This window comes from Pseudomonas sp. BP8 (assembly GCF_017875955.1).
Lineage (GTDB): Bacteria > Pseudomonadota > Gammaproteobacteria > Pseudomonadales > Pseudomonadaceae > Aquipseudomonas.
Genome location: NZ_JAGINK010000001.1, coordinates 4,677,222 through 4,702,921, shown reverse-complemented (window position 1 = coordinate 4,702,921; position 25,700 = coordinate 4,677,222). Strand labels below are relative to the sequence as shown.

General features: G+C 63.1%; 21 protein-coding genes. 11 read left to right on the top strand and 10 right to left on the bottom strand.

The window, feature by feature from the left end; all coding sequences use genetic code 11:
- Positions 1-291: 291 nt before the first annotated feature.
- Genes J3B00_RS20625 through mfd form a run of 3 tightly spaced genes read right to left on the bottom strand, consistent with a single transcriptional unit; the run spans position 292 to position 7,637 of the window.
- Entirely contained in the window at positions 292-3,603 is a 3,312-nt protein-coding gene (locus J3B00_RS20625) for a DEAD/DEAH box helicase (RefSeq protein WP_209871139.1), read from the bottom strand.
- A 1-nt stretch (position 3,604) separates the two neighbouring features.
- Complete coding sequence (locus tag J3B00_RS20620) at positions 3,605-4,177, bottom strand: CsiV family protein (protein ID WP_209871136.1); 573 nt, start codon at positions 4,175-4,177, stop codon at positions 3,605-3,607.
- Positions 4,178-4,187: 10 nt separating this feature from the next.
- Positions 4,188-7,637, bottom strand: coding sequence for a transcription-repair coupling factor (gene mfd, locus J3B00_RS20615; protein ID WP_209871134.1), 3,450 nt, complete (start codon positions 7,635-7,637; stop codon positions 4,188-4,190).
- Between the two features lie 168 nt (positions 7,638-7,805).
- Here mfd and J3B00_RS20610 point away from each other — a divergent pair, with 168 nt between their 5' ends.
- From J3B00_RS20610 to sthA, 3 genes are all read left to right on the top strand, one after another.
- Positions 7,806-9,269 (top strand): glyceraldehyde-3-phosphate dehydrogenase, encoded by a 1,464-nt coding sequence (locus tag J3B00_RS20610; RefSeq protein WP_209871130.1) that lies wholly within the window; start codon positions 7,806-7,808, stop codon positions 9,267-9,269.
- A gap of 73 nt (positions 9,270-9,342) precedes the next feature.
- On the top strand, positions 9,343-10,341 hold the full coding sequence (locus J3B00_RS20605; protein WP_209871126.1) for an FAD:protein FMN transferase: 999 nt from the start codon (positions 9,343-9,345) through the stop codon (positions 10,339-10,341).
- Between the two features lie 202 nt (positions 10,342-10,543).
- On the top strand, positions 10,544-11,938 hold the full coding sequence (sthA, locus tag J3B00_RS20600; RefSeq protein ID WP_209871123.1) for a Si-specific NAD(P)(+) transhydrogenase: 1,395 nt from the start codon (positions 10,544-10,546) through the stop codon (positions 11,936-11,938).
- Between the two features lie 42 nt (positions 11,939-11,980).
- Here sthA and J3B00_RS20595 read toward each other — a convergent pair whose 3' ends face one another.
- Together J3B00_RS20595 and J3B00_RS20590 are read right to left on the bottom strand one after the other, a co-directional pair.
- Positions 11,981-12,703 (bottom strand): glycerophosphodiester phosphodiesterase, encoded by a 723-nt coding sequence (locus J3B00_RS20595; RefSeq protein ID WP_209871120.1) that lies wholly within the window; start codon positions 12,701-12,703, stop codon positions 11,981-11,983.
- Positions 12,704-12,733: 30 nt separating this feature from the next.
- Positions 12,734-13,318, bottom strand: a complete 585-nt coding sequence (locus J3B00_RS20590) for a PilZ domain-containing protein (RefSeq protein ID WP_209871117.1) — start codon at positions 13,316-13,318, stop codon at positions 12,734-12,736.
- Between the two features lie 93 nt (positions 13,319-13,411).
- Between J3B00_RS20590 and J3B00_RS20585 the strand changes: the two genes are divergently transcribed.
- From J3B00_RS20585 to J3B00_RS20575, 3 genes are read left to right on the top strand one after another with little or no spacing between them, the layout of a single operon-like run.
- Positions 13,412-14,662: a lipoprotein-releasing ABC transporter permease subunit gene (locus tag J3B00_RS20585; protein ID WP_209871114.1), complete on the top strand. Its 1,251-nt coding sequence runs from the start codon at positions 13,412-13,414 to the stop codon at positions 14,660-14,662.
- A 7-nt stretch (positions 14,663-14,669) separates the two neighbouring features.
- Positions 14,670-15,353, top strand: coding sequence for a lipoprotein-releasing ABC transporter ATP-binding protein LolD (gene lolD, locus J3B00_RS20580; RefSeq protein ID WP_209871112.1), 684 nt, complete (start codon positions 14,670-14,672; stop codon positions 15,351-15,353).
- Between the two features lie 60 nt (positions 15,354-15,413).
- Positions 15,414-16,658 carry a lipoprotein-releasing ABC transporter permease subunit gene (locus tag J3B00_RS20575; protein ID WP_209871110.1) on the top strand — a complete coding sequence of 415 codons (1,245 nt, stop codon included), beginning with the start codon at positions 15,414-15,416 and terminating at the stop codon, positions 16,656-16,658.
- On the opposite strand, the gene J3B00_RS20570 is transcribed toward J3B00_RS20575, so the two are convergent.
- Positions 16,649-18,019: a heavy metal sensor histidine kinase gene (locus J3B00_RS20570; protein ID WP_209871108.1), complete on the bottom strand. Its 1,371-nt coding sequence runs from the start codon at positions 18,017-18,019 to the stop codon at positions 16,649-16,651. The two genes, J3B00_RS20575 and J3B00_RS20570, sit on opposite strands and share 10 nt — an antisense overlap.
- The gene (locus tag J3B00_RS20565; RefSeq protein WP_209871106.1) at positions 18,016-18,696 is read right to left on the bottom strand and encodes a heavy metal response regulator transcription factor; all 681 of its coding nucleotides are present in this window, start codon (positions 18,694-18,696) and stop codon (positions 18,016-18,018) included. Before J3B00_RS20565 ends, J3B00_RS20570 begins: the two co-directional genes overlap by 4 nt.
- A gap of 159 nt (positions 18,697-18,855) precedes the next feature.
- Between J3B00_RS20565 and J3B00_RS20560 the strand changes: the two genes are divergently transcribed.
- Together J3B00_RS20560 and queF are read left to right on the top strand one after the other, a co-directional pair.
- A complete protein-coding gene (locus tag J3B00_RS20560) occupies positions 18,856-19,365 on the top strand; it encodes a cupredoxin family protein (RefSeq protein ID WP_209871103.1) in 510 nt (169 codons plus the stop codon).
- Between the two features lie 66 nt (positions 19,366-19,431).
- A complete protein-coding gene (gene queF, locus J3B00_RS20555; protein ID WP_209871099.1) occupies positions 19,432-20,262 on the top strand; it encodes an NADPH-dependent 7-cyano-7-deazaguanine reductase QueF in 831 nt (276 codons plus the stop codon).
- 52 nt (positions 20,263-20,314) lie between these two features.
- Here the strand turns inward: queF and J3B00_RS20550 are convergent, their stop codons facing one another.
- Both J3B00_RS20550 and J3B00_RS20545 read right to left on the bottom strand, forming a co-directional pair.
- Positions 20,315-20,578 (bottom strand): DUF4404 family protein, encoded by a 264-nt coding sequence (locus tag J3B00_RS20550; protein WP_209871096.1) that lies wholly within the window; start codon positions 20,576-20,578, stop codon positions 20,315-20,317.
- 122 nt (positions 20,579-20,700) lie between these two features.
- Positions 20,701-21,264 (bottom strand): phosphonoacetaldehyde phosphonohydrolase-related protein, encoded by a 564-nt coding sequence (locus J3B00_RS20545; RefSeq protein ID WP_209871092.1) that lies wholly within the window; start codon positions 21,262-21,264, stop codon positions 20,701-20,703.
- Positions 21,265-21,456: 192 nt separating this feature from the next.
- Here J3B00_RS20545 and J3B00_RS20540 point away from each other — a divergent pair, with 192 nt between their 5' ends.
- On the top strand, positions 21,457-22,164 hold the full coding sequence (locus tag J3B00_RS20540) for a VacJ family lipoprotein (protein WP_209871088.1): 708 nt from the start codon (positions 21,457-21,459) through the stop codon (positions 22,162-22,164).
- A gap of 1,191 nt (positions 22,165-23,355) precedes the next feature.
- Here J3B00_RS20540 and J3B00_RS20535 read toward each other — a convergent pair.
- Complete coding sequence (locus J3B00_RS20535) at positions 23,356-23,655, bottom strand: PilZ domain-containing protein (RefSeq protein WP_209871085.1); 300 nt, start codon at positions 23,653-23,655, stop codon at positions 23,356-23,358.
- A gap of 269 nt (positions 23,656-23,924) precedes the next feature.
- On the opposite strand from J3B00_RS20535, the gene rssB reads away from it, so the two are divergent.
- Both rssB and rssC read left to right on the top strand, forming a co-directional pair.
- Positions 23,925-25,109, top strand: coding sequence for a two-component system response regulator RssB (gene rssB, locus J3B00_RS20530; RefSeq protein ID WP_209871081.1), 1,185 nt, complete (start codon positions 23,925-23,927; stop codon positions 25,107-25,109).
- Positions 25,106-25,588 carry an anti-sigma factor antagonist RssC gene (gene rssC, locus J3B00_RS20525; protein WP_209871078.1) on the top strand — a complete coding sequence of 161 codons (483 nt, stop codon included), beginning with the start codon at positions 25,106-25,108 and terminating at the stop codon, positions 25,586-25,588. Before rssB ends, rssC begins: the two co-directional genes overlap by 4 nt.
- Positions 25,589-25,700: the final 112 nt, after the last annotated feature.

Here is a 25,700-nt window from a genome sequence, read left to right as displayed (position 1 = left end):
GCCGTTCGCCTACTGCAATCCGGTCACGACTACCTTGGGTTCATCCAACACATTGCGCCCAAGAAAACGTGCAGGCCTGGTAGGCAAAACCGGCGATTACTCGCATTGAGATTGTGTGTGGCTGTGAGTCAGCCGGTGAGGGCTTCGCCCTCATTTCGCGACACAAGGCCGCTCCCACAGAGATCGCGCCAGCTTGAGGTGTAGTGCAAGACAGTTGCTCCTACAGGTGTCGCGCATGCCTTGAATACAGCGCAGGCCCTGCGCAAGGGCTGCGCAGCAGCCCCAGCAGTTTTAGCGGCTGCGCTTGCCGGGCAACGGCGCAAACAGCGCTTCGATCTCTTCATCGCCCAGGCGCCACTGGCCACCCTGGCCGCCGTCGAGCAGCCCGGCTGCCAGCGCCGCCTTCTCCTGTTGCAGCAACTGGATCTTCTCTTCCACCGTACCCCGGGTAATCAGCTTGAAGACGAACACCGGCTTGTCCTGGCCGATGCGATAGGCGCGGTCGGTCGCCTGGTTCTCGCTGGCCGGGTTCCACCAGGGATCGTAGTGGATCACGGTGTCGGCGGCGGTCAGGTTCAGCCCGGTACCGCCAGCCTTGAGGCTGATCAGAAACACTTCGCTGTCGCCATTCTGGAACTGCGCCACCGGCGCGCGACGATCGCGGGTGTCACCGGTCAGCAGGCTGTAGCGAATGTCGCGCTTCTCCAGCTCTTGCTCGATCAGCGCCAGCATCGAGGTGAACTGGGAAAACAACAGCACCCGCCGGCCTTCGCTGAGCAGCTCTTCAAGCATCTGCATCAGGCTGCCGAGCTTGCCCTTGTCGGCCTGGTTGCCCTTGCTCTCGACGCTCTTGACCAAGCGCAGGTCGCAGCACACCTGGCGCAACTTGAGCAACGCATCGAGGATGACGATCTGGCTGCGCGCCGCGCCATTGCGGGCGAGTTCGTCGCGGACCTTCTTGTCCATCGCCACCCGCACCGCCTCGTAGGTGTCGCGCTGGGCGTCGCTGAGCTCGACCCAGTGCACCACTTCTGTCTTGGCCGGCAGCTCGGTTGCCACTTGCTCTTTGGTGCGGCGCAGCAGAAACGGGCGGATGCGGCTGGCCAGGTGCGCCATGCGCTCGTGGTCGCCATGGCGCTCGATGGGCGTGCGGTAGTCCTGATTGAAGCGCTTGATGTCGCCCAGCCAGCCGGGCATCAGGAAGTGGAACAGCGACCACAGTTCGCCGAGGTTGTTTTCCATCGGCGTGCCGGTCAGGCACAGGCGCTGGTTGGCCTGTAGCGCGCAGACGGCCAGCGCGGCCTTGCTGGTGTGGCTCTTGATGTTCTGCGCCTCGTCGAGCACCAGCACATGCCAGTGCTGCGCGCGCAGGTGCTCGAGGTCGCGGGGTACCAGGGCATAGGTGGTAATGACCAGGTCGTAATCGCTCAGCGCGGCAAAATGCTTGCTGCGCCCGGGACCGTGCAGGGCCAGCACGCGCAGGTCGGGTGCGAAGCGTTGGGCTTCGTCCAGCCAGTTGGGCACCAGGCTGGTTGGCATCACGGCGAGGGCAGGCTGCTCAAGACGGCCTAGTTGTTTTTCCAGGAGCAGGTGGGCCAGGGCCTGCAGGGTCTTGCCCAGGCCCATGTCATCACCAAGGATCCCGCCGGTACCCATTTCGTGCAGCGCCTGCAGCCAGTTCAGGCCTTGCTGCTGGTAAGGGCGCAAGGTGGCGTTGAGCGCCGTCGGCGGCTCGACCTGCAGGTCGCGGGCATCGCGCAGGCGCCGGCCGAGGCCGCGCACGTGGTCGCCGCCTTCCCACAGCAGCGGCAGCTGTTCGATGTCGTTCAGGCGGGCCGCGTCGGCCCGCTCCAGGCGCAGCGAAGGGCCGCCGGCGTCCTCGTGCAGGTAGAGCTCGCCAAGCGTACCCATCACTGCCTTGATCCGGCCGTAGGGCAGGGCGACGCGCAGGGCGGGGCTGTCCGGGCGGCCGCGATTGAGGTCGAGCAGCAAGTGCTCGTCATCGCTGCGTCGGGCCAGCTCGCTGGGGCGCAGCATCTCGGGGTTGCTGCGCAGCAGTTGCAGGACGATCGGTAGCAGGCTGTGGCGCTGGCCGTCGACGACGATGCCCAGTTCCAGGTCGAACCATTCATGCCCGGGTGCTTCGTCGATCGTGGCGTACCAGTCGTCCACTTCATGCAGGTTGAAGGCGAAGTCGCGGTGCACGTCGAGCTGCCAGCCGGCTTCACGCAGGCGTGGCAAGCCTTCGCGGGCGAAGCGCAGCCAGGCCTCGTCGTCGGGCAACTGGAACATGTCGCCGGCGCTGTCGGGCAGGGCCTTGCTCTGGCGGGTGGCCGGTTTGAAACCGTACTCGCGCAGGGTCTTGCGGATAGCTTGTTCGGCTTGTGGCTGGCGGCGGATGCGCTGGCTGGTGTCGTCGATCAGGCGGGTCAGCGGTTTCTCATCGGTACCGATCGCATACATGCCGTCGTAGTCGAAGGCTAGCGCGGCGCGGTGTTGCATCTGGCGCTGCATGCGCCCGGTCTTGGGCATGTAGGCGCTGAACTCGAGGCTGCCCAGAGTCAGCCGAGGTATCGGTTGGCACGCGTCCAGGGTTTCGCTGCGCACCGCAGTGGGCGTGGGGACTTGGCGGTTCAGTGCGTTCAGGCGGTGGCTCAAGGGTACGACCAGGTGCTCGGGAACAATCGGCGCGCGGGCGAGCTGGCTGGCGATGAACGGATCAAGGTCATGGCGCAACTTGCCGGTTTGACCGTTCTCCGGGTCAATGTAGTAAAGCGGATCAAGCGGCAGCGCGAGCAAGGCCGTGACCTGGTTGTGATACCAGGCGCCGCGGTAGCTGCCGTTGCTCAGCCGGACCCAGCGAAACTCGGCCTGGCGCTCCGGGCCGCTGTTCAGCGCGTGCGGCTGCTGGTCGAGGAGCAGGCGACCGGTGCCCAGGGCGTACTCGAACACCTCCGCGCCTTTCTTGCCTTCCAGGACCATCGCCGGGGTGGCGCTGCCGGTGCTTTGCGTGTTGATCAGGCGCAGTAATCGTGCGTCTTCTTCGGTCACGTAGCGTGGGGTGTAGTAGATCATTTCCTGCATCGAGGTGATGCGGCCCAGCTTCAGGTCGCCGTCACTCTGCTGGGTGCCTTTGTAGGCAGTCAGCAGCCAGTGCTCGTTGACGATGCTGATCTGGTAATAGATCGCCGGCCCCTTGCGTGCGGGTTTCTGTTGCTCCGCTGGGGTGCCAGGTGCCTCAAGCCCTTCGAGCCACTTGCTCAATGCATGGGGAAGCGCCAGCGAGGGGTCCTGGTGTTCCTTGCTCTCGTCGAGCAGGTCGAACAGCGCTGCGGCGCTGTGCTTGCAGTTGATCTCGACCGGGCAGCTGCAGCTGGCGATCACCCTCAGGTGGTCGTTGTTCAGGACCAGCCTGATTTTTTGGCGGTAGGGATTGCGAGCAGAGCCCGTGCAGCTCGACTCGACTGTATTGCCGCGGACCGAATGGATCGTTACCCGCCCTTGTTCGGCATAGTCGGAGCCTCGCCCCAGGGCGCCGGAGCCGAACTCTTCGGTCCAGTCGGCGTAGTCTCTGAGCAGTTGCCGCGCATCGTTATCGCTCACCTCACTGCTCCATCATCTCCGGATCCATCGACGGCAGCTTGCGCGCCCCCACTGGTGCGACCCTGAGCAGCAGCGCCAGGTGCCCGCCATCGAGGAAGGTCAGCTGGCCACGCTTCATGTTGCTGTTGGTCTGACTGAACTGTTCGCTGCGCAGCACGCTGCCATTGCCATCGAGCTGGTTGACCCAGAAGTTGGCCTGCACGGCGATGAAGCGGCCGTCGGCGATGCTCAGGTTGCCTTCAATCGGGAAGTGCCCGAACTGTTCTTCGCCAGCACCGACCGCGATCCGGCTGGACTCGCCGCCCACCTGCTGCTGCCAGGCCTTGTGCAGCAATACCGTGTAGCTCGGCGTCGCCTCCAGGCGCGTCGCTTCGTCGCCCAGCACCGGCGGGCGTTCGGCGTCCTTGGCCAGGCGCGGCGCTCCGGCGCTCCAGTCTTCAGGGGCGAACTGGCTGGTGACTGCCGGCACGTCGTTCTGCCGTACCAGAATCATTTCTACCTGATACAGGCCCTCGGCGAAGGCGGCTGGCGCGCACAGCGTCAGCAACAGGGTCAGGCAACGGATGGCACGCATGGAACTTCCTTCAGGCAGTCTGTGGGGTCAGGCGCTCGAACAGCGCCTCCAGGGTATTGAAGCGTTCTTCGGGGCGTTCCATCGGTACCAGGAAACGGAACTGGGTAGCACCCTCGAACTTGTAGCGTTTGGGCTGGCTCTGGATCAGCTTGATCAGGGTCAGCGGATCGACCGGGGTCTCGGCCTCGAACTCGATCTTGCCGCCGTTGGGGCCGCCATCGACTTTCTTGATGCCCAACTTCTCGGCCTGCAGCTTGAGCAGGGTCAGGCGGATCAGGTTCTTGGTCGGCTCTGGCAGCAGGCCGAAGCGGTCGATCATCTCCACCTGCAGGTCCTTCAGGCCATCCTCATCGGCGGCCGAAGCGATGCGCTTGTACAGGATCAGGCGCGCATGCACATCGGGCAGATAGTCCTCGGGGATCAGCGCCGGCAGGCGCAGGTTGATTTCCGGGCCACCGCCAAGCGGCTGCTCGAGGTTGGGCTGGTTGCCCTTGCGGATGGCCTTGACCGCGCGTTCGAGCATTTCCATGTAGAGGGTGAAACCGACCGCCTGGATCTGCCCGCTCTGGCCATCGCCAAGCAGCTCGCCGGCACCGCGGATTTCCAGGTCGTTGGTGGCGAGGACGAAGCCTGCGCCCAAATCCTGGGTGGCGGCGATGGCTTCCAGGCGCTTCTCGGCGTCGCTGCTGATCTTCTGCCGGGCCGGCGTGAGCAGGTAGGCGTAGGCCTGGTGGTGGCTACGCCCGACCCGGCCGCGCAGCTGGTGCAGCTGGGCCAGGCCGAACTTGTCGGCACGCTCGATGACGATGGTGTTGGCGCTGGGCACGTCGATCCCGGTTTCGATGATGGTCGAGGCGATCAACACGTTGAAGCGCTTGTGGTAGAAGTCGCTCATGACCTGCTCGAGCTCACGCTCGCGCATCTGTCCGTGGCCGATGCCGATCCGGGCTTCCGGCACCAGTTCGGCGAGGTCGGCGGCGCACTTCTCGATAGTTTTCACATCGTTGTGCAGGTAGTACACCTGGCCGCCACGCAGCAATTCACGCAACAGCGCTTCTTTGACCGTGCTGTTGTTCTGCTCCATGACGAAGGTGCGCACCGACAGCCGGCGCGCCGGCGGGGTGGCGATGATCGACAGGTCGCGCATGCCGGCCACGGCCATGTTCAGGGTGCGCGGGATCGGCGTGGCGGTCAGGGTAAGGATGTCGACTTCGCTGCGCAGGGCCTTGAGCTGCTCTTTCTGGCGCACGCCAAAGCGGTGTTCTTCGTCGATCACCACCAGGCCGAGGTCTTTGAAGCGGACGTCGTCCTGCAGCAGTTTGTGGGTGCCGATGAGGATGTCGATCTTGCCTTCGGCAAGGTCGGCGGCAGCCGTGGCGATGTCCTTGGCCGACTTGAAGCGGCTCATTACTTCAACCGTCACCGGCCAGTCGGCGAAACGGTCACGGAAACTGTTGTAGTGCTGCTGGGCGAGGAGTGTGGTCGGTACCAGCACGGCCACCTGGCGACCGCTGTGCACGGCAATAAAGGCCGCGCGCATGGCCACTTCGGTCTTGCCGAAACCGACGTCGCCGCAGACCAGGCGGTCCATCGGCTTGCCGGCGAGCATGTCGGCGCGTACCGCTTCGATGGCGCTTTGCTGGTCGGGGGTTTCCTCGAACGGGAAGCCGGCGCTGAAGGTGGCGTAGTCGGCCGCAGGATCGGCGAACGCATAGCCTTTGCGCGCGGCCCGCCGGGCATAGATGTCGAGCAGCTCGGCGGCCACGTCGCGAACCTGTTCGGCGGCCTTGCGCTTGGCTTTCTGCCAGGTCTCCGAGCCCAGCCGGTGCAGCGGTGCCAGCGCATCGTCGCTGCCGGTGTAACGGGCGATCAGGTGCAGGTTGGCCACGGGCACGTAGAGCTTGGCGTTCTCGGCGTATTCGAGGGTGAGGAACTCGGCGGCCTGGCCGTCGATCTCCAATGTGGCCAGGCCCAGGTAACGGCCGACGCCGTGATCGATGTGCACCACCGGGGCGCCTTCGCGCAATTCGGTGAGGTTCTTGATTACCGCGTCGTTGGCCGCCTCGCCACGCTTCTCGCGCCGCCGGCGCTGCATCACGCGCTGGCCGAACAACGGGCTCTCGGCCACCAGCGCGAGGGCCGGGTCGTCCAGCAGCAGGCCGTCGTCGAGCGGGGCGATGGTGATCGCCAGGCGTTCTTTGCCGGTAATGAAATCGGTCCAGCCGTCGACGGTCTGCGGGCGCAGCTTGAGGCGTTCGAGCAGCTCCAGCAGCACTTCACGGCGACCCGCCGATTCGGCGGTAAACAGCACGCGGCCGGGGAACTGGTCGAGGAACTCGGCCAGGGCCGCCAGTGGCTGGTTGGCCTTGGCTTCGATGGCCAGGTTCGGCAGTGGACGGGCCGGGAAACGCTCGCGGCCGGCGCCTGGCTCAACGTCTTCGGGGCTGACCACCACCCGTGGCCACTGCTTGAGTCGGGCGAAGCAGTCTTCCACCGGCATGAACAGTTCGGCGGGCGGCAGCAGCGGGCGGGTCAGGTCGCCGCGACGATCCTCGTAGCGTCCGCGCACATCGTTCCAGAAATGCTCGGCCGCCTGTTCGACGCCCGGCAGGGAGAACACCTGGGTGTCTGCCGGCAGGTAGTCAAACAGTGTCGAGGTCTCTTCGAAGAACAGTGGCAGGTAATACTCGATACCCGCCGGAATGATCCCGCTGGCCAGGTCCTGGAAGATCGCACTGCGGCGGAAATCGACGTCAAAGCGTTCCCGGAAGCGTGCCTTGAAACGGGTCACTTCTTCCTTCTGCATCGGGAATTCGCGGGCCGGCAGCAGGCGCACCGAGTCGACCTTGTCGATCGAGCGCTGGGTCTCCGGGTCGAAAGTGCGCAGGGTTTCGATTTCGTCGTCGAACAGGTCGATCCGGTACGGCAGCTTGCTGCCCATCGGGTAAAGGTCGATCAGGGCGCCACGCACGGCAAACTCACCGTGCTCGTAGACCGTGTCGACGCAGCGGTAGCCGCTGGCTTCGAGGCGGCTGCGCATCTGTTCGACATCGATGGTCTGGCCGACGTCCAAGACCAGGCTGCTGCCGAGCAGGAAGCGGGTCGGCGCCAGGCGGTGCAGGGCGGTGGTGATCGGTACCACGAGAATGCCGTGGTCCAGTTCCGGCAGCCGGTAGAGGCTGGCGATCCGCTGCGAGATGATGTCCTGGTGCGGCGAGAACAGGTCGTAGGGCAGGGTTTCCCAGTCGGGGAACGGCAGCACCGGCAGGTCTGGCGCAAAGAAGCGCAGCTCCTGCTCGAGACGATCGGCCGCCTGGCTGTCGGCGGTCAGCAACAGGGTGAACCGGCGGGCGCCGCTGGCAGCCTCGGCGATGGCCAGGCTGAGGGCGGCACCGGGCAGGTTGCCCCAGGTTTGTTTGCCGGCAGTGGCCGACATTTGCGGTAGGCGCAGAACTGACACGGGAGATTGCACTCCAAGCGTTGCGGCAAAGAGAGCGATTGTACCGAGGCCGGTGCCAGCTGTCAGGCTCGCAAGGGCCTGAACGGCGCTGTGCAACGCTCGCGACAGGCGCTCATTGCTCGTTACGCCGAGGGGCGTCATAATGTAGCCCCTTTTTTCTCCCCCTACATGTGGAAGGTTCCCGTGACTCAGAAGCCCGACCAGTGTCTTGGTGAGTGGATTGATCGTGAAGCACTTGCTGAAGCGATGATCCCGCTTATCGGTCAGCTCTACCGCAATAACAACGTGGTGAGCTCGATCTATGGCCGCAGCCTGATCAACCGTTCGGTTATCTCGATCCTCAAGGCCCACCGCTTTGCGCGTCATCGCCAGGCCGACGAAACCGAACTGTCCGTCCACGAGACATTCCCCCTGCTCAAGGCGATGAGCGAGCTGAAGCTGGGCGCCGCTTCGGTCGATCTGGGCAAGCTGGCCAACAAGTTCAAGCTCGAAGGCAACGGCCGCAGCGCCGAGCAGTTCGTCCGCGAAGAGCTGGCTGAAGTGGTTGGCCAGCAGAATGCTTCGGCGCGCAAGGGCACCGACGTCGTCCTGTACGGCTTTGGCCGCATCGGCCGCCTGCTGGCGCGCATCCTGATCGAGAAGACCGGTGGTGGCGACGGCCTGCGCCTGCGTGCCATCGTCGTGCGCAAAGGCGCCGAAAACGATCTGGTCAAGCGTGCCAGCCTGCTGCGTCGTGACTCGGTGCACGGCCCGTTCGATGGCACCATCACCATCGACGAAGCCAACAACACCCTCACCGCCAACGGCAACCTGATCCAGATCATCTACGCCAAGAGCCCGAGCGAAGTCGACTACACCCAGTACGGCATCGACAACGCCCTGATCGTCGACAACACCGGCGTATGGCGTGATGCCGAGGGCCTGGGCCAGCATCTGGCCTGCCCGGGCGCTGCCCGCGTAATCCTCACCGCACCTGGCAAGGGCGCGCTGAAGAACATCGTGCACGGCATCAACCACGGTGAAATCAGCGCTGATGACAAGATCATCTCCGCGGCGTCCTGCACCACCAACGCCATCGTGCCGGTGCTCAAGGCCGTCAACGACAAGTACGGCATCATCAACGGCCACGTCGAAACCGTTCACTCGTTCACCAACGACCAGAACCTGATCGACAACTTCCACAAGGGCAGCCGTCGTGGCCGCGCCGCGCCGCTGAACATGGTCATCACCGAGACCGGTGCAGCCACTGCCGCCGCCAAGGCGCTGCCAGTGCTCAAGGGCAAGCTGACCGGTAACGCGATTCGCGTGCCGACGCCGAACGTGTCCATGGCCATCCTCAACCTGAACCTCGAAAACGGCACCAGCCGCGAAGAGATCAACGAGTACCTGCGCCAGACCGCCATGCACTCCGAACTGCACAAGCAGATCGACTATGTGAGCTCGCAGGAAGTGGTCTCCACCGACTTCGTTGGCTCGCGCCACGCCGGTGTGGTTGACGCCGAAGCGACCATCTGCAACGAAAACCGCGTTGTACTGTACGTCTGGTACGACAACGAATTCGGTTACAGCTGCCAGGTGGTTCGTGTGATGGAAGACATGGCCGGTGTGAACCCGCCAGCGTTTCCACACTGATTCGCTTGTAAGGCTATGGAAAAACGGGAACCTTCGGGTTCCCGTTTTTTTTTGCTGTGTCGAGATTCAATGAATGCGCGCAATCCTACTGTTCACTCTCATGCTGCTTTCAGCCTGCGACCAACGCCCAACGCTGGAGCGCCTAGGCGGCCCGACCATGGGCAGCAGCTACAGCATCCAGTACGTGCGCATGCCGGGCGGCCCAGCCCCAGAACAAGTCCGCCAGGCTGTCGAAACCATCCTCCACGACATCGATCAGCACTATTCGACCTACCGCGCCGACTCCACCGTCAGCCAGTTCAACCAGCTCCCGGCCAAGCACTGCCTGGCCATGCCCGCCGACATGCTCCAGCTGGTTGCCTTCGGCCAGCAATTGGCGGAACAGAGCGCAGGTGCGTTCGACCTGACCGTAGAGCCGCTGCTCGACCTGTGGGGCTTCGGACCGCAGGCCCGCCACGAGCAAGTGCCCGAGCCCTTGGCCCTGGCCCAGGCGCGCCAGCGAGTCGGCTACCAGTATCTGCGTAGTGAGGCCGGCGCGCTGTGCAAGGATGCGCCCGTAGCGCTGGACTTCAACAGTATTGCGGCCGGCCACGCCGTCGACCTGATCGCGGCGCGCCTGACGGCTATGGGGATCGCCAACTTCCTTGCCGAAGCCACCGGCGAGCTCAAGGCAGTGGGGCGCAAACCCGATGGCAGTCAGTGGCGCATCGCGCTGGAGCTGCCCGGTGCGGACCGCCAGATCGCCCGCCAGGTGATCAGCGTCGATGGCCTGGCCGTGTCGACCTCGGGTGACTATCGCAACTATTTCGAGGACAATGGCCGGCGCTACTCACACGCCTTCGATGCCCGTCTCGGTCGGCCGATCGCGCATGACCTGGCCGCAGTCACCGTGCTGGATCACTCGGCACTGCTGGCCGACGGCTATTCGACCCTGCTGCTGATCCTCGGGCCGCAGCGGGGCTGGGAGTTTGCCATGGCCAACGGCATCGCCGCAGTGCTGGTGACCCGCGTCGAGGGTGGCTTCGTCTCCCAGGCTACGCCCGGATTCGAACAGGCATTGAAAGGCGAGTGAAAGCGCAAGGAGGGATGATCGCCGCCAGGGAATCGGTGAACGATATGTAGTGCAGGCTGGAATGGCCTACGACGCGACCAAGGGTTAATGTGCGCGGCGTTCACGCTTGATTAGACTGCACCCGAATTTTCTCATGGCGCCCCGGCGACATGATCGCGCCCCGCGGCCAACCGGCCGGCGGGCCAGTTCTGAAGGAGTACGCATGGCTGTCTACAACTACGACGTAGTGGTGTTGGGTTCCGGCCCGGCCGGAGAAGGTGCGGCAATGAATGCCGCCAAAGCAGGACGCAAGGTGGCGATGGTCGACAGCCGTCGCCAGGTTGGCGGCAACTGCACCCACCTGGGCACCATCCCGTCCAAGGCACTGCGTCACTCGGTGCGGCAGATCATGCAGTTCAACACCAACCCGATGTTCCGCGCCATCGGCGAGCCGCGCTGGTTCTCGTTCCCGGACGTGCTCAAGAGCGCCGAAAAGGTCATCTCCAAGCAGGTCGCTTCGCGCACCGGGTATTACGCCCGTAACCGTGTCGACCTGTTCTTCGGCACCGGCAGCTTTGCTGATGAGCAGACCGTCGAAGTGGTCTGCCCGAACGGCGTCGTCGAAAAACTGGTGGCCAAACACATCATCATCGCCACCGGCTCGCGCCCGTATCGCCCGGCCGACATCGACTTCCATCACCCGCGGGTCTACGACAGCGACACCATCCTCAGCCTGAGCCACACCCCGCGCAAGCTGATTGTCTACGGCGCCGGTGTGATCGGTTGCGAGTACGCATCGATCTTCAGTGGCCTGGGTGTGCTGGTCGAACTGGTCGACAACCGCGGTCAGCTGCTGAGCTTCCTTGACTCGGAAATCTCCCAGGCGCTGAGCTACCACTTCAGCAACAACAACATCACCGTACGCCACAACGAGGATTACGAGCGGGTCGAAGGCCTGGACAACGGCGTGATCCTGCACCTCAAGTCCGGCAAGAAGATCAAGGCAGACGCCTTGCTCTGGTGCAACGGCCGGACCGGCAACACCGACAAGTTGGGCCTGGAAAACATCGGCATCAAGGTCAACAGCCGTGGCCAGATCGAGGTTGACGAGGCCTACCGCACCAGCGTGCCGAACATTTATGGCGCTGGTGACGTGATCGGCTGGCCGAGCCTGGCCAGTGCCGCCCACGACCAGGGTCGCTCCGCTGCCGGCAGCATCATCGACAACGGCAGCTGGCGCTTCGTCAACGACGTGCCGACCGGGATCTACACCATTCCCGAGATCAGCTCGATCGGCAAGAACGAGCAGGAGCTGACCCAGGCCAAGGTGCCGTACGAAGTCGGCAAGGCCTTCTTCAAGAGCATGGCCCGCGCGCAGATCGCTGGCGAGCCGCAAGGCATGCTGAAGATCCTGTTCCACCGCGAAACCCTGCAGATCCTTGGCGTGCACTGCTTCGGCTACCAGGCTTCGGAGATTGTCCACATCGGTCAGGCGATCATGGATCAGCCGGGTGAGCGCAACACTCTGAAGTACTTCGTCAACACCACCTTCAACTACCCGACCATGGCCGAAGCCTATCGGGTAGCGGCCTACGACGGCCTGAACCGGCTTTTTTGAGCGGCTCCGGCCGGTGGCCTGAGCCGGTCGGGGAGTGTGATTTCAGTCCTTGCCAAGGGTGGTTTTGGCCAAACCGGGAAAGTCTGTAATCAGGCTGTCAGCGCCAAAGTCGGCGAGTCGGCGCATCAGCGCCGGCTCGTTGACCGTCCATACCGACACGTGCAGCCCCTGACGCTGGGCCTTGATCAGGCGCTCTGGGGTGCACAACGTCCAGTTCAGCGCGAGCATCTCGCAATTGTAGTTTTGCGCGACCTTCAGCGGGTCGAGCCAGGCGTATTCCGCCACCAGCCCACGCGACACGTCCGGAACCAGCTCCAGGGCGGCGCCGAGCACTTCCCGCGAGCTTGAGGTAATGGTCACCTTGTCCAGCAGGCCGTACTGCTGGGCCAGTTCGCGAATCGCCAGCACGGTGCTCGCGGCGCGGGTGCGTGAGGCGCTCTTGACCTCCAGTTGCCAGTGCTCGAAATCGCACTTCTCGAACAGCTCTTCAAGTCTCGGAATAGGGCAGGGCTGGACATGCCCCGGACCACCCTTGCGCGCATCGTAGGTGGCCAGGTCGGCGGCAACATGCTCGACCACCTTGCCGCGCCGGCCCGTGGTGCGCTTGAGGCTTGAGTCGTGGATCACCATCAGTTGGTTGTCGGCTGACAGGTGCAGGTCCAGTTCACAGCGGTTGACGCCATGTGACAGGCACTGGCGGAAGCTGGTCAGGGTGTTTTCGGGTGCTTCGCCCTTGGCGCCGCGATGGCCGTAGATCAGGGTCACGTTCGTTCCTTCAAATCAAGTGAGCAGGGTTCAGGAGGCGGGATCGTTCTGTTCCAGCGCCTGGCGTCGTTGCTGTTGCTGGCGCTGCAGGATATGGCGCGCAAGCAGTTGCCGTTGGGCGTCGGTCATGTCGGTGAATTCGGTGCCGATGTCGTATCCGCCGTCCGCCAGCGGATCGCAGTGAGTCACCCGGCCGCGCAGCAACAGGCCGTGAGCGCGTGGCATCAGCACCATCTTCACTTTGACACGGGTACCGGGGTCTATCTGCTGGGCTTGGATGAACTCGATGCCGCCCTCGGACAGAATCACCCGTTGGGGCTGGCCGATCTCGCCCAGCAAGGTTTGCGCGACCAGCGCGCTGAGCAGGTCGAGGCGCTTGTTCTGCGCTCGCAGAAATGCCGCGAGGGTGCGGTCCTTGTCGCTCAACTGGCGCAGCAGGTGCTGGGATTCGAAGTCGGACAGGTGCAGTTCGCTGAGCAGGCTGAACAGTGGCGAATCATCCTGCAACAGTTCTGGCTCAAGGGCCTCGGCCGCGCTCAAGGGGCTGATTTCCAGTGCGATCCTGTCTTCGATGCGGTAGTATTCGCGGCGATCTTCATCGTCTAGTGTCGTCATGGCGAACCCAAGGTTACGGCGGTGGTCCGAGTGTAAAGCCGCCGTAGGCGCCTCGCCACAAGGACGTTCCCTTTCATCCGAACAAGCCCCGACATGTTCAGACCTCTTTTCGCATTCATCGGTACGCGCTACACCCGTGCCAAGCGCCGCAACCATTTCGTCTCGTTCATTTCCCTGACCTCGATGATCGGCCTCGCCCTGGGCGTGGTAGTCATGATCGTGGTGCTCTCGGTCATGAACGGCTTTGACCACGAGATGCGTACCCGCGTGCTTGGCATGATCCCTCACGCCACGCTCGAGAGCGGCCAGCCGATCAACGATTGGCCGGCCCTTGCTCAACAAGTAAAGCAGAATCCGCAAGTGCTTGCGGTGGCCCCCTTCACCCAGATGCAGGGCTTGCTGACCCATGACGGCAAGGTCTCCAAGGTGCTCCTCAACGGCATCGATCCGGCCCGCGAACGGGAGGTGTCGATCATCGACAACTTCATGCGCCAAGGCAGCCTCGACAAGTTGGCGCCGGGTGAGTGGGGCATTCTCATTGGCGACAAGGCCGCGGCCAAGCTGGGCGTTGCCATCGGCGACAAGGTGACCTTCGTCGCCCCCGAGGTCAGCGTGACCCCGGCGGGGATGTTCCCGCGCATGAAGCGCTTTACCGTGGTCGGCACCTTCCACGTCGGCGCTGGCGAGATCGACGGCTTCCTGGGCCTGACCAACATTGCCGACCTGTCGCGCTTGCACCGCTGGAAGCCCGACCAGGTCCAGGGCCTGCGGCTCAAGTTCGACGACCTGTTCCAGGCGCCGCGGGTAGCCTGGAGCCTCGCCCAGCAGCTCGGTGAGCAGGAGTTCTATGCGCGTGACTGGACCCGCACCCACGGCAATCTGTACCAGGCGATCCGCATGGAGAAGGCGATGATTGGCCTGCTCCTGCTGCTGATCGTGGCGGTGGCGGCGTTCAACATCATTTCCACCCTGGTGATGGTGGTCAACGACAAGAAGGGCGATATCGCCATCCTGCGTACCCTCGGCGCCACGCCGCGGCAGATCATGGCCATCTTCATGGTCCAGGGCACCGTGATCGGTGTGGTCGGGACCTTGATCGGCGCCGTGGTCGGCATCATCGCCGCGCTCAATGTCAGCGCAGTGATTGCCGGCATCGAGAAGCTGATCGGGCACAAGTTCCTCAACGCCGATGTGTACTTCATCGATTACCTGCCGTCGCAGATCATGGCCGAAGACGTGTGGATGGTCTGCGGTGCGGCATTGGTCCTGAGTTTCTTCGCCACCCTGTACCCGGCCTGGCGTGCGGCCCGCACCCAGCCTGCAGAGGCGCTACGTTATGAGTGAGTCGCGCATGAGTGATAAAGCCGTTCTGAGTTGCCGCAACCTGGGCAAGTCCTACGACGAGGGCCCGGAGTCGGTGCAGGTGCTGGCCAACCTGCAGCTGGAGCTGCAGCCGGGTGAACGCGTGGCGATCGTCGGCAGCTCCGGGTCGGGCAAGAGCACCTTGCTCAACCTGCTGGGTGGCCTTGATACGCCGACCACCGGCAGTGTCTGGCTGGCCGGCGAACAGCTGTCGGCGCTCGGCGAACGTGCCCGTGGCCTGCTGCGCAACCGCGCTCTGGGCTTCGTCTACCAGTTTCACCACTTGCTGGCCGAGTTCACTGCCCTGGAAAACGTCTGCATGCCGCTGCTGATCGGCCGTACGCCGATTCCGGAGGCGCGTGAGCGTGCCGAGGCGCTGCTCAAGCGCGTGGGCCTGGGCCATCGCCTCAGCCACAAGCCGGCTGAGCTGTCGGGCGGTGAGCGTCAGCGCGTGGCCATCGCCCGCGCCCTGGTCAACCGTCCCGGCCTGGTCATGCTCGACGAGCCCACCGGCAACCTCGACCATCACACCGCCCAGGGTATCCAGGAGCTGATGCGCGAGCTGTCCAGCGCGTCGCAGACGGCCTTCCTGGTGGTCACGCACGACCTCAACCTGGCGCGCCAGATGGATCGCGTGCTGAAGCTCGAAGACGGCCACCTGGTGGCGATCTGAGCCGCTTGTACGGGGCGGCATAAACCGTCCCGCCACTATTTTCATTGGGTGTTTTCGTACATGTTCAGACCCTTGCCCTTGTTCATCGGTGCTCGCTACACCCGTGCCAAGCGCCGCAATCACTTCATCTCGTTCATCTCGATGACCTCGATGATCGGCTTGTCCCTGGGCGTGCTGGCAATGATCGTGGTGCTCTCGGTGATGAACGGCTTCCAGCGCGAAATGAGCTCGCGCATTCTCGGCCTGGTGCCGCACGCCAGCATCCTCGGCGTGCAGCCGCTGGACGACTGGCGCACGGTGGCCGATGCCGCGCTGAAGAACCCCGCCGTGATGGCCGCGGCGCCGGTGACGGAAATGGAAGGCATGCTCTCTTACAAGGGCGCGATGCAGCCGATTCAGGTCAGCGGTATCGATCCGGCCGAGGAAGGCAAGGTGTCGATCGTTGGCCAGCATATTGTCCAGGGCCGCCTGCAGGATCTGCTGCCTGGCGAGTATGGCGTGGTCATCGGTGAGCTGACCGCGCGCCGCTTCCGCCTCAATACCGGTGACAAGCTGACCCTGATCGTGCCCGAGATCAGCAAGGCGCCAGGCGGCATCACCCCGCGTATGCAGCGTCTGACCGTGGTGGGCACCTTCAAGGTAGGCGCCGAGCTGGATGGCTCGCAAGCCTATATCAACGTGGCCGATGCCGGCGAAATGCAACGCTGGGCGCCGGGCAGCGTGCAGGGCGTGCGCCTCAAGTTGCATGACCTGTATGCCGCGCCGCAGGTGTCCAAGGCGATTGCTGCACAGCTGGGCGATGCCTATCACGCCGATGACTGGTCGCACACCCAGGGCAGCCTGTTCAGTGCGATGAAGATGGAAAAGACCATGATCGGCCTGCTGCTGATGATGATCATTGCGGTGGCGGCGTTCAACATCATTGCCACCTTGGTGATGGTGGTGAACGACAAGGGCGCCGACATTGCCATCCTGCGTACCATTGGCGCCACGCCAGCGCAGATCATGGGTACGTTCATGGTTCAAGGCAGCCTGATCGGTATTGTCGGGACGCTGCTCGGTGGCGTGCTGGGCGTGATCGCTGCGATCAACGTCAGCCAGATTGTCGGTTGGCTGGAGCGGGTCAGTGGCCAGCACATCTTCACCTCGGATGTGTACTTCATCAGCAGCTTGCCGTCTGAGTTGCAGTGGGGCGATGTGCTGATGATCTGCTCGGCGGGCCTGGTGATGAGCTTCCTGGCGACCATCTATCCGGCGTACCGCGCGTCGCAGATCGAACCGGCGATGGCGTTGCGTTACGAGTGATGGGCAGATTTTGTGATTTCGGGTAAGTCGATCACAAACCGCGTCCAGCCACCCTCACATTCCGCTCGAATCCCGCCGCCATGCGCCTGGATAATCGAGCGGGTGATGGCCAGCCCCAACCCCGCATGCTCGCTGCTGCCTTCGCGGCGGGCCGGGTCGGCTCGATAGAAGCGGTCAAACAAGCGCTGTAAGGCCGGCGCCGCAATCGCCGGCCCGGTATTGGCCACGCTGATCTGCAGGCCAGCCTCCAGCGTTACCCTGATCGTGCCGCCGTGGGGCGTGAAGCGCAGTGCGTTGTCCAGCAGATTGGAAAGCGCTCGGCGCAGCATGTGCCGATCCCCTTCCAGTTGTCCCTCACCCTCACGCACCAGCGCCACCTCGGCGTCCTCGGCCAATGCGGCGTAGTACTCGAGCAGCGCATCAACCTCCGCGGCCAGGTCGAGCGGCTCGCGATTGGGCATGAGCAGGCCGTGATCCGCTTTGGCCAGGTAGAGCATGTCGTTGACCAGTTGCGCCATCCATTGCAGTTCCTCAAGGTTGCCGTGCAGTGCCTCGCGGTATTCGTCGAGGCTGCGTGGGCGGGTGAGGGTGACCTGAGTGTGGGTGAGCAAGTTGGACAGCGGCGTGCGCAGCTCATGAGCGATATCGGCGGAAAACGCCGAGAGGCGCTGAAAGGCATCGTCCAGGCGCTGCAGCATGGCGTTCATGCTGCTGGCCAGCTCTGCCAACTCCTCCGGCATCTGCGCCACGGGCAGGCGGGTGGTCAGCGAGCGGGCGTTGACGCTGGCCGCCACCGCGCCGATCTGGCGTAACGGGCGCAGCCCACGGCGTACGGCCCAGGCGCCGAGCAGGGCGGTGGCCAGCGCCGACAGGCCGACAGTGAGCCAGATCAGGCGCTGCATGCCCTGCAGGAAGTGCTGGTGGTGTGTGATGTCGAGAAACACGGTCAGTTGCGCGACCTGTGGCGCACGCTGATCAAGCGGCACCGACAGGCTGCGGTAATCGACGTTGTCTGCATGCAGCGTGGCCAGGCCGGGCTGGCGGGTTTCGTCGGGTAGCCCGGGGCGGCTTTCAAACCATGGCTCGGCCTGAGGGCCACGAATGCGCACGGCGAGATCGGCCTGGTGGCTGAGTTCACCGCGCAGCAGTGGCAGGCGGGTGGCCAAGGTGTCCGGCGAATCGACGCCGGCCAACTGCCTGCGTAGCTGCGACAGGCGGTTGCCCAACAGTTGCTGGTCAAGTTCGATGAAGTGCTGCTCACTGGCGCGGTTGAACAACAACCCGGCACTCAGCGATACCGCTGCGGTGCAGGCGGCGAACAACAGTGCCAGGCGACTGCCGAGCGACAGTCGACGCATCACGCTTCGCGCTCTTCGAGCACATAGCCCATGCCACGCACGGTATGGATCAACTTATGTTCATGGGCGTCGTCGATCTTCAGCCGCAGGCGGCGGATCGCCACTTCAATGACGTTGGTGTCGCTGTCGAAATTCATGTCCCACACCTGCGAGGCGATCAGCGATTTGGGCAAGACTTCGCCCTGGCGCCGCAGCAGCAGCTCGAGCAGGGCGAATTCCTTGGCGGTCAGATCGATGCGCTGAGCGCCACGTTCGACGCGGCGGCGGATCAGGTCCAGGCGCAGATCGGCCAAGGTCAGGCTGGTCTCCTGGCTCGGGCTGGTGCCGCGGCGCAACAGGGTGCGGACCCGGGCCAGCAACTCGGAAAAGGCGAACGGCTTGACCAGGTAATCGTCGGCGCCCAGTTCCAGGCCGTGCACCCGGTCTGCCACGGCATCGCGGGCGGTAAGAAACAGCACCGGGGTTTCCAGGCCGGCCTGGCGTACTGCCTGAAGAATCTGCCAACCATCCCGGCCCGGCAGCATCACATCGAGGATCAGCAATGCATGATCGCCGGTCAGTGCCAAGTGCAGACCGGTGTCGCCATCTGCCGCCAGCTCCGTGACAAAGCCTGCTTCGCTAAGCCCTTGGCACAGGTATTGGCCGGTCTTGATCTGGTCTTCGACGATCAGCAGCTTCATGAGGGTCCTTGTTCAGGCAGAGGTTCGACACGGCTGAAAATGATACGTGACAGTTTACCCGGCAGCCCAAGCTGACAAAGTTGTAATCTTGCCGTCAGCCAGCTGCCAGTCGGCACGCCCTAGAGTAGCCCCATCATTGCTGTAACCCCCGGAGTAGAGATGAGACACCTGTTCATCGCTGGCGCCCTCGCGCTGGCCAGCCTGCCGGCCCTGGCGGGCACTGATCAAGGTCATGGCTTCGCTTTCGGCGAGCCGGCCCCGGCCGCCAAGGCTACCCGTACCGTCGAGGTGGTCCTCAAGGACATCGCGTTCGAGCCGAGTAGCCTGCAGGTCAAGGCCGGCGAGACAGTGCGTTTCGTGCTGATCAACCAAGGCCAGCTGCCGCATGAGTTCAACCTCGGCGACAAGGCCATGCATGTTGCGCATCAGAAGGAGATGCTGGCCATGCAGGGCAAGATCTTCACCGCTGGCGATCAGCATGAGGGTATGGATCACAGTCAGATGGGCCATGGCGAACACGCCCATGACGCCGGTAACACCGTGCTGTTGCAGCCTGGCCAGCGTGGCGAGCTGACCTGGACCTTCCGCACCTCCGCGCCCATCGAATTCGCCTGCAACGTGCCTGGGCACTATCAGGCCGGCATGGTCGGGCCGTTGACCATCGAGTGAGTTCACGCCCAAGGCAGGCTGCAAAACCGGTAAACTAGGTGCATCCGTTTTTTCCAGGTTCTGACCATGCATCCTGCCGCCGAACACTCCCCGCTGGGTAAATCCAGCGAATACATCGCCACCTACACCCCTTCGCTGCTGTTCCCTATCCCGCGGCTGGCCAAGTGGGCCGAGCTTGGGGTCAGCGGTGATGCCCTGCCGTGGCAGGGCTTCGACTACTGGAACTGCTTCGAGCTGTCGTGGCTGCTGCCTTCGGGCAAGCCGGTGGTGGCTATTGGTGAGTTCGCCATCCCTGCCGCTTCGCCGAACATCATCGAGTCGAAGTCGTTCAAGCTGTACCTCAATTCGCTGAATCAGACCGTGTTTGCCAGCACCGCCGAGTTGCAGGCATGCGTGGAGAAGGACTTGTCGGCGGCGGCCGGCAAACCGGTGTCGGTGCGCGTGCGCAGCTTGGCCGAGGTTGAGGGTGAGGGCGTGGTTGCGTTGCCGGGGCAGTGCATCGACGGGCTGGATGTTGCGATCAGCAACTACGAGCAGCCGCAGCCGCAACTGCTCCAATGTGATGCCGAACGGGTGGTGGAAGAGGCGGTGCATAGCCATCTGCTCAAGTCCAACTGCCCGGTGACCGGCCAGCCGGATTGGGGCAGTGTGGTGGTCGAGTACAAGGGGCTGGCGCTGGATCATGCCAGCTTGCTGACCTACCTGGTGAGCTTCCGTCAGCATGCCGACTTCCATGAGCAGTGTGTCGAGCGGATTTACCTGGATCTCAAGCGCCTGCTCAAGCCGGAGCACCTGACGGTGTATGCGCGCTATGTGCGGCGGGGTGGGTTGGATATCAACCCGTATCGCAGTACTGGGGCAATTAGTCCGCGTAATTTGCGCCTGGTTCGGCAGTAATCCGAGATGGTTGGGGCTGCAAAGCAGCCCCGGGGGCGCTACTGATCCGGAATCAGATGCCCATGCTGTGCAGGCTGTTGGCAATGCTGCGCAGGGTGGCGGTTAGGTCCGGGTGCTCGACTTCAAAGCGTTCAACCGCCAGGTTGAAACCGTCGGCCAGGTTGTTGTCCGGTGTGGCTTCTTCAAGCTTGAGCTGTGCTTCGATCTGTCTGGCTTCCTCGTGCAGCGCGGCCAGCTCTTCTTCCGTCAGCGGCACGTTACGATCCAGTTGCTCGCGCAGGCTGTTCAAGCGTTCTTGCAATTCGCGGGCGGGCATTGGGTGGTCTCCCTCTATGACTTGACAAAGCATGGACCTGCGCCGGTGGGCAAAGGTTCGCGCCTGTCTCAAGCGTAATCCACTCGCCGAGGCTTTGCATGATCCGCGTCAACCAGCCTGTGTCAGGGTTTTTCGCCCTTGCGTCGGCGCTGGGCGATGTCGGCCAGGCAGGTGTCAAGTGCCTCCAGGTGGTCGATCACTGAATGTACGCCAAGGCTGAACAGCTCAAGCGTGGCCTTGCCACGGGCCAGTTCCTGATCTTGCGCAGTCATCGCTTGCCAGTGGCTGGAGGAGAGGTCGCAGGACGGGCTGCACGCCGCCAGACCAACCGTCCACAACCCGGCGTTGAGCCCGCAGGCAAGCAGCCGAGGATCGCCACTGACCACCACGCAGCCGTCCAGCTGCGGGCTCTGCAGCTGGATCAACGCTTGCCAGCAGGCATCCGGCGCAGGCCAGGGCGATGCGGCTCCGGGATGCCCTGGGAGCCAGGTCGGCAGGACGCTTGCCAGCTGCTGGCCCTGAGCGCCGTGCGGCTCATCTAGCCAGATACATGGGACCTGTCGGCGGCGCAGACCGTCCAGGGTCTCGAGCGCGCCTGGGGCGGGCGCCGGGCTGCCGTTTGCGGCCTGGACCAGGCAGCCGCGCAAACCGAAAAGCACTGCAGTGAAGGCGGGTGCGTCGTGCATGGTCACTTCCCTGAAATATTTCGCAGGCTATGCGCCAAACATGACCATCCGATGACGGTCGCAAAGACGTTGACAAAATAATGAGCAAAACTGTGCAAGGCTGTTTATCAGCCAGCGACGCTTTATACTGTCGCCTTATCTAGACAGTGCGCCAAGGCGGCTGTGACCGTGAAATCCGATGGAGAAACATCTATGCATAGGATCGGTGCCAGTGTGATCGAGCGAATCACTCAAGCCTGCGTCTGCGCCAGTCTGCTGGTAGCGCCCATGGCGGCCACCCATGCTGCAACCGAGGAAGATCCTTGGGAGTCGATCAACCGACCTATCTTCAGGTTCAACGATACCCTCGACACCTATGCCCTCAAACCGCTGGCCCAGGGTTACCAGGCAGTCACCCCGCAGTTTCTTGAAGACGGCATCCACAACGTCTTTCGTAACCTGGGCGACGTCACCAACCTGGCCAACAATGTCCTTCAACTCAAGCCGCATGCGGCCGGGGTGGATACAGCGCGGTTGATCGTCAACACCACCTTTGGCATTGGCGGCTTCTTCGATGTCGGGACCAAGATGGGCCTGCAGCGCAACGATGAAGACTTTGGCCAGACCTTGGGCTACTGGGGCGTGTCCAGCGGCCCGTACGTGGTCATTCCGTTGCTCGGCCCGAGCACTGTGCGTGACGGCTTGGCCAAGTACCCGGACAGCTACACCGAACCCTACCGCTACATCAATCACGTGCCGACGCGTAACTCGATCCTTCCGGTTGACCTGATCGATACCCGCGCCAGCCTGCTGTCGGCCGAGAAGCTGATCAGCGGTGACAAGTACGTGTTTATCCGCAACGCCTACCTGCAAAACCGTGAGTTCAAGGTCAAGGATGGCGAAGTCGAAGACGATTTCTGAGCGTTGAGGTCGTAAATAGGGTTCTTCACGGGTTGTCTGGGAGGATGGGCCGGGGCTTGTAGGGTGGGGGGCTTATCCATTTGATTGGGTGGCTTTTCTGTCCCCTTCCGCCCTTACGGCGGGTCGCTTGTTTTCTTGGAAAAAAGTAACCAAAAACCGCTTGCTCCTGCATCCGGCCCCTCCGCTGCGCTGCGGGGTTCCCTCGCTCCGGTCTTGCTCCGGGAGGACCGCGCTGTACGGCCCCTCCTGGGCCTCAGCGCTTTCCGGCCATCCATGGCCTCCACCTCCCTGCGCAAGACCTGCGCTCGGCCTCCTGAAGTCGCTGGTAGATCAAGAGCAAGAGCAAGATCAAGATCAACAGCCACTGCAACGGCAGGCGAATCGCTGCGCTCTCGCTTTGTTTGTTTACGAGCGGATTTGTGGTGTGGCTGGCAGGGTTGCGCCCTGCGATTTGCATTGGCAGTACCGGCCTCTTCGCGGGACAAATTGGATCGCCGCACCACCGCTCCTACAGGATTTGCATACCTCCTGGGCTCTACACAAATCAGGGCAACGGCAGGTGAATCGCTGCGCTCTCGCTTTGTTTGTTTACCAGCGGATTTGTGGGGTGGCTGGCAGGGCTGCGCCCTGCGATTTGCGTTGCCAGTACCGGCCTCTTCGCGGGACAAGCCCGCTCCTACAGGTATTGCGCAGATTTTGAATTCGGCGCTGTACCTGTAGGAGCGGGCTTGCCCCGCGAAGAGGCCCGAATATCCAACCCACCTGCCACTATCGAAGACAACGCCAGCCCAGACGCCGCCCGTAACTTCGCGACTTCAGGAGGCCGAGTGGAGGTCTTGCGCAGGGAGGTGGAGGCCATGGATGGCCGGAAAGCGCTGAGGCCCAGGATGGGCCGTACAGCGCGGTCCTCCCGGAGCAAGACCGGAGCGAGGGAACCCCGTAGCGCAGCGTAGGGGCCGGATGCAGGAGCAGGCGGTTTTTGGTTACTTTTTTCCAAGAAAAAAAGTGACCCGCCGTAAGGGCGGAAGGGGCCATCAGCTACACCACATCAAATGGATAAGCCCACAATTCCTATACCAGCCAGCCAGCCAGCCAGCCAAGCCAAGCCAAGCCAACAGATCATCGCCTCTCACAATCTGTCTGTGCAGAACCGTAAAAAGGCGAACCTCGGGTCGCCTTTTTAGTAACAGATCAATGCATCGCCAAGATGCGCAGGCCGAATTTCTGCTGTCCGCCGGCCTGGTCGGCGATCCACACCACCTCGGTACTGGCATGCAGGCCCTTGAGCGCAGGGTGGTCGGAGTCGAGCCGAACCTCAAGCTTGTCACCTACCTGATAGCGCTGCGGCGCCTTGACCTGCATGCCGCCGCTGGAGAGGTCCAGGCACACCGCCGCGACCACCTGGTCAGCATGCAGCAGGCTGACCTCGGCATCGATGCGCATGCGGATGAAATCGCGCTTTTCGCTGTGATTGCTGGGTGTCTGGTGCATGCTCGATCCTTTCATCGGGTTGCGTTGGACAGCTTTCTTATAACTCCCGGCAATTTGCCCTGTAAAGAGCACTGGCGCCGACTCGCGCATGCTTGAAACGCCTGGCGGATGGGAGTACCGTCTGCGCCTTACAGGGCACCTCTGCTGGTTGCCGGACAAGCGTTCTTGTCCTACAACTCAAAGAGTAGAGCAGCCAAAGAGTATTCCAGTAGTCTTCGTCGCGCTTTGCGACGATCCTACGCCAACCTAATCCGGCGCCGTTCGCCCACATGCAGAAAACCAGTGCAACGCTGCTGATCATCGATGACGACGACGTGGTCCGTGCGAGCCTCGCCGCCTATCTGGAAGACAGTGGCTTCAGCGTCCTTCAGGCCGGCAACGGCCAGCAGGGCCTTCAGGTCTTCGAAGAACACCAGCCCGATCTCGTCATCTGCGATCTGCGCATGCCGCAGATGGGCGGCCTCGAGCTGATCCGGCGGATCAGCGAGCTCGCCCCGCAGTTGCCGGTTATCGTGGTGTCTGGTGCCGGTGTCATGAGCGACGCGGTCGAGGCTCTGCGCCTGGGCGCCGCCGATTACCTGATCAAGCCGCTCGAAGACCTCGCCGTGCTCGAACACTCGGTCCGGCGTGCCCTCGATCGCTCGCGGCTGGTGCTCGAGAACCAGCGCTACCGCGACAAGCTCGAAGCGGCCAACCGTGAGCTGGAGGCCAGCCTGCACCTGTTGCAGGAAGACCAGACCGCCGGGCGCCAGGTGCAGATGAACATGCTCCCTGAAAGCCCCTGGGTTGCCGGTGATATCGCCTTCGAGCACCAGATCATCCCCTCGCTGTACCTGTCGGGCGACTTTGCCGACTACTTCAGGGTTGATGATCGGCGCATCGCGTTCTACCTGGCGGACGTGTCCGGCCATGGCGCTTCGTCGGCGTTTGTCACGGTATTGCTCAAGTTCATGACGACCCGGCTGCTGTTCGAGTTCAAGCGTGGCGGCAAGATGCGCGACTTCAAACCGTCGGAAGTGCTCAGCCACATCAACCGCGGCCTGATCAACTGCAAGCTGGGCAAGCATGTGACCATGGTCGGCGGGGTGATCGATGAAGACACCGGCCTGCTGACCTATGCCGTTGGCGGCCACCTGCCGCTGCCGGTGCTGTACACCCCCGAGCATACGCGCTACCTCCAAGGCCGCGGCCTGCCGGTAGGGCTGTTTGAAGAAGCCACCTACCAGGACCTGGTCGTCGAACTGCCTGCGCAGTTCAGCCTCAGCCTGATGTCGGACGGCATCTTGGACCTTTTGCCTGGGGATACGCTCAAAGATAAAGAAGCTGCCTTGCCGGAAATCGTCAAGGCCGCGGGGGGTAGCCTGGATGGGCTGCGCCAACGTTTCGGATTGGCTACGCTTGGGGAGATGCCGGATGATATCGCCCTATTGGTGTTGAGCAGGAACCTTCAATGAGTACCGGTAGAATCCAGTTCGCCGAACAGAGTGGTACCTTCGTCCTGAAGTTCGTCGGTGAAGTGCGCCTGACCCTGTGTTCAGCGTTGGATGCGACGATCGAGAAGATCTTCACCGCGCTGAACTTCTCGGCCATCGTCATCGACCTGACCGAGACCGAAAGCATCGACAGCACCACCCTCGGGTTGCTGGCGAAGCTGTCGATCCTGTCGCGGCAAAAGATTGGCCTGCTGCCGACCGTGGTCACCACCAACCCGGACATTTCCCGGTTGTTGCAGTCGATGGGCTTCGATCAGGTGTTCAACATCGTCGATCGCCCGGTGCCGTGCACCGAGTGCCTGACCGACCTGCCGTCCCAGGACCAGAGTGAAGAGGTGGTGCGCTCCAAGGTGCTTGAGGCGCACAAGATTCTCATGGGGCTGAACGACTCGAACCGTGAAGCTTTCCACGACCTGGTCAACGCGCTCGAGCGTTCCTGACTTTCGATCGCGTTGCTGCCTTCGCGGGGCAAGCCCGCTCCTACAGGCTCCGCATAACCTGTAGGAGCGGGCTTGCCCCGCGAAGGCGTCAGCACAGCCTCCGCAGCCCTCA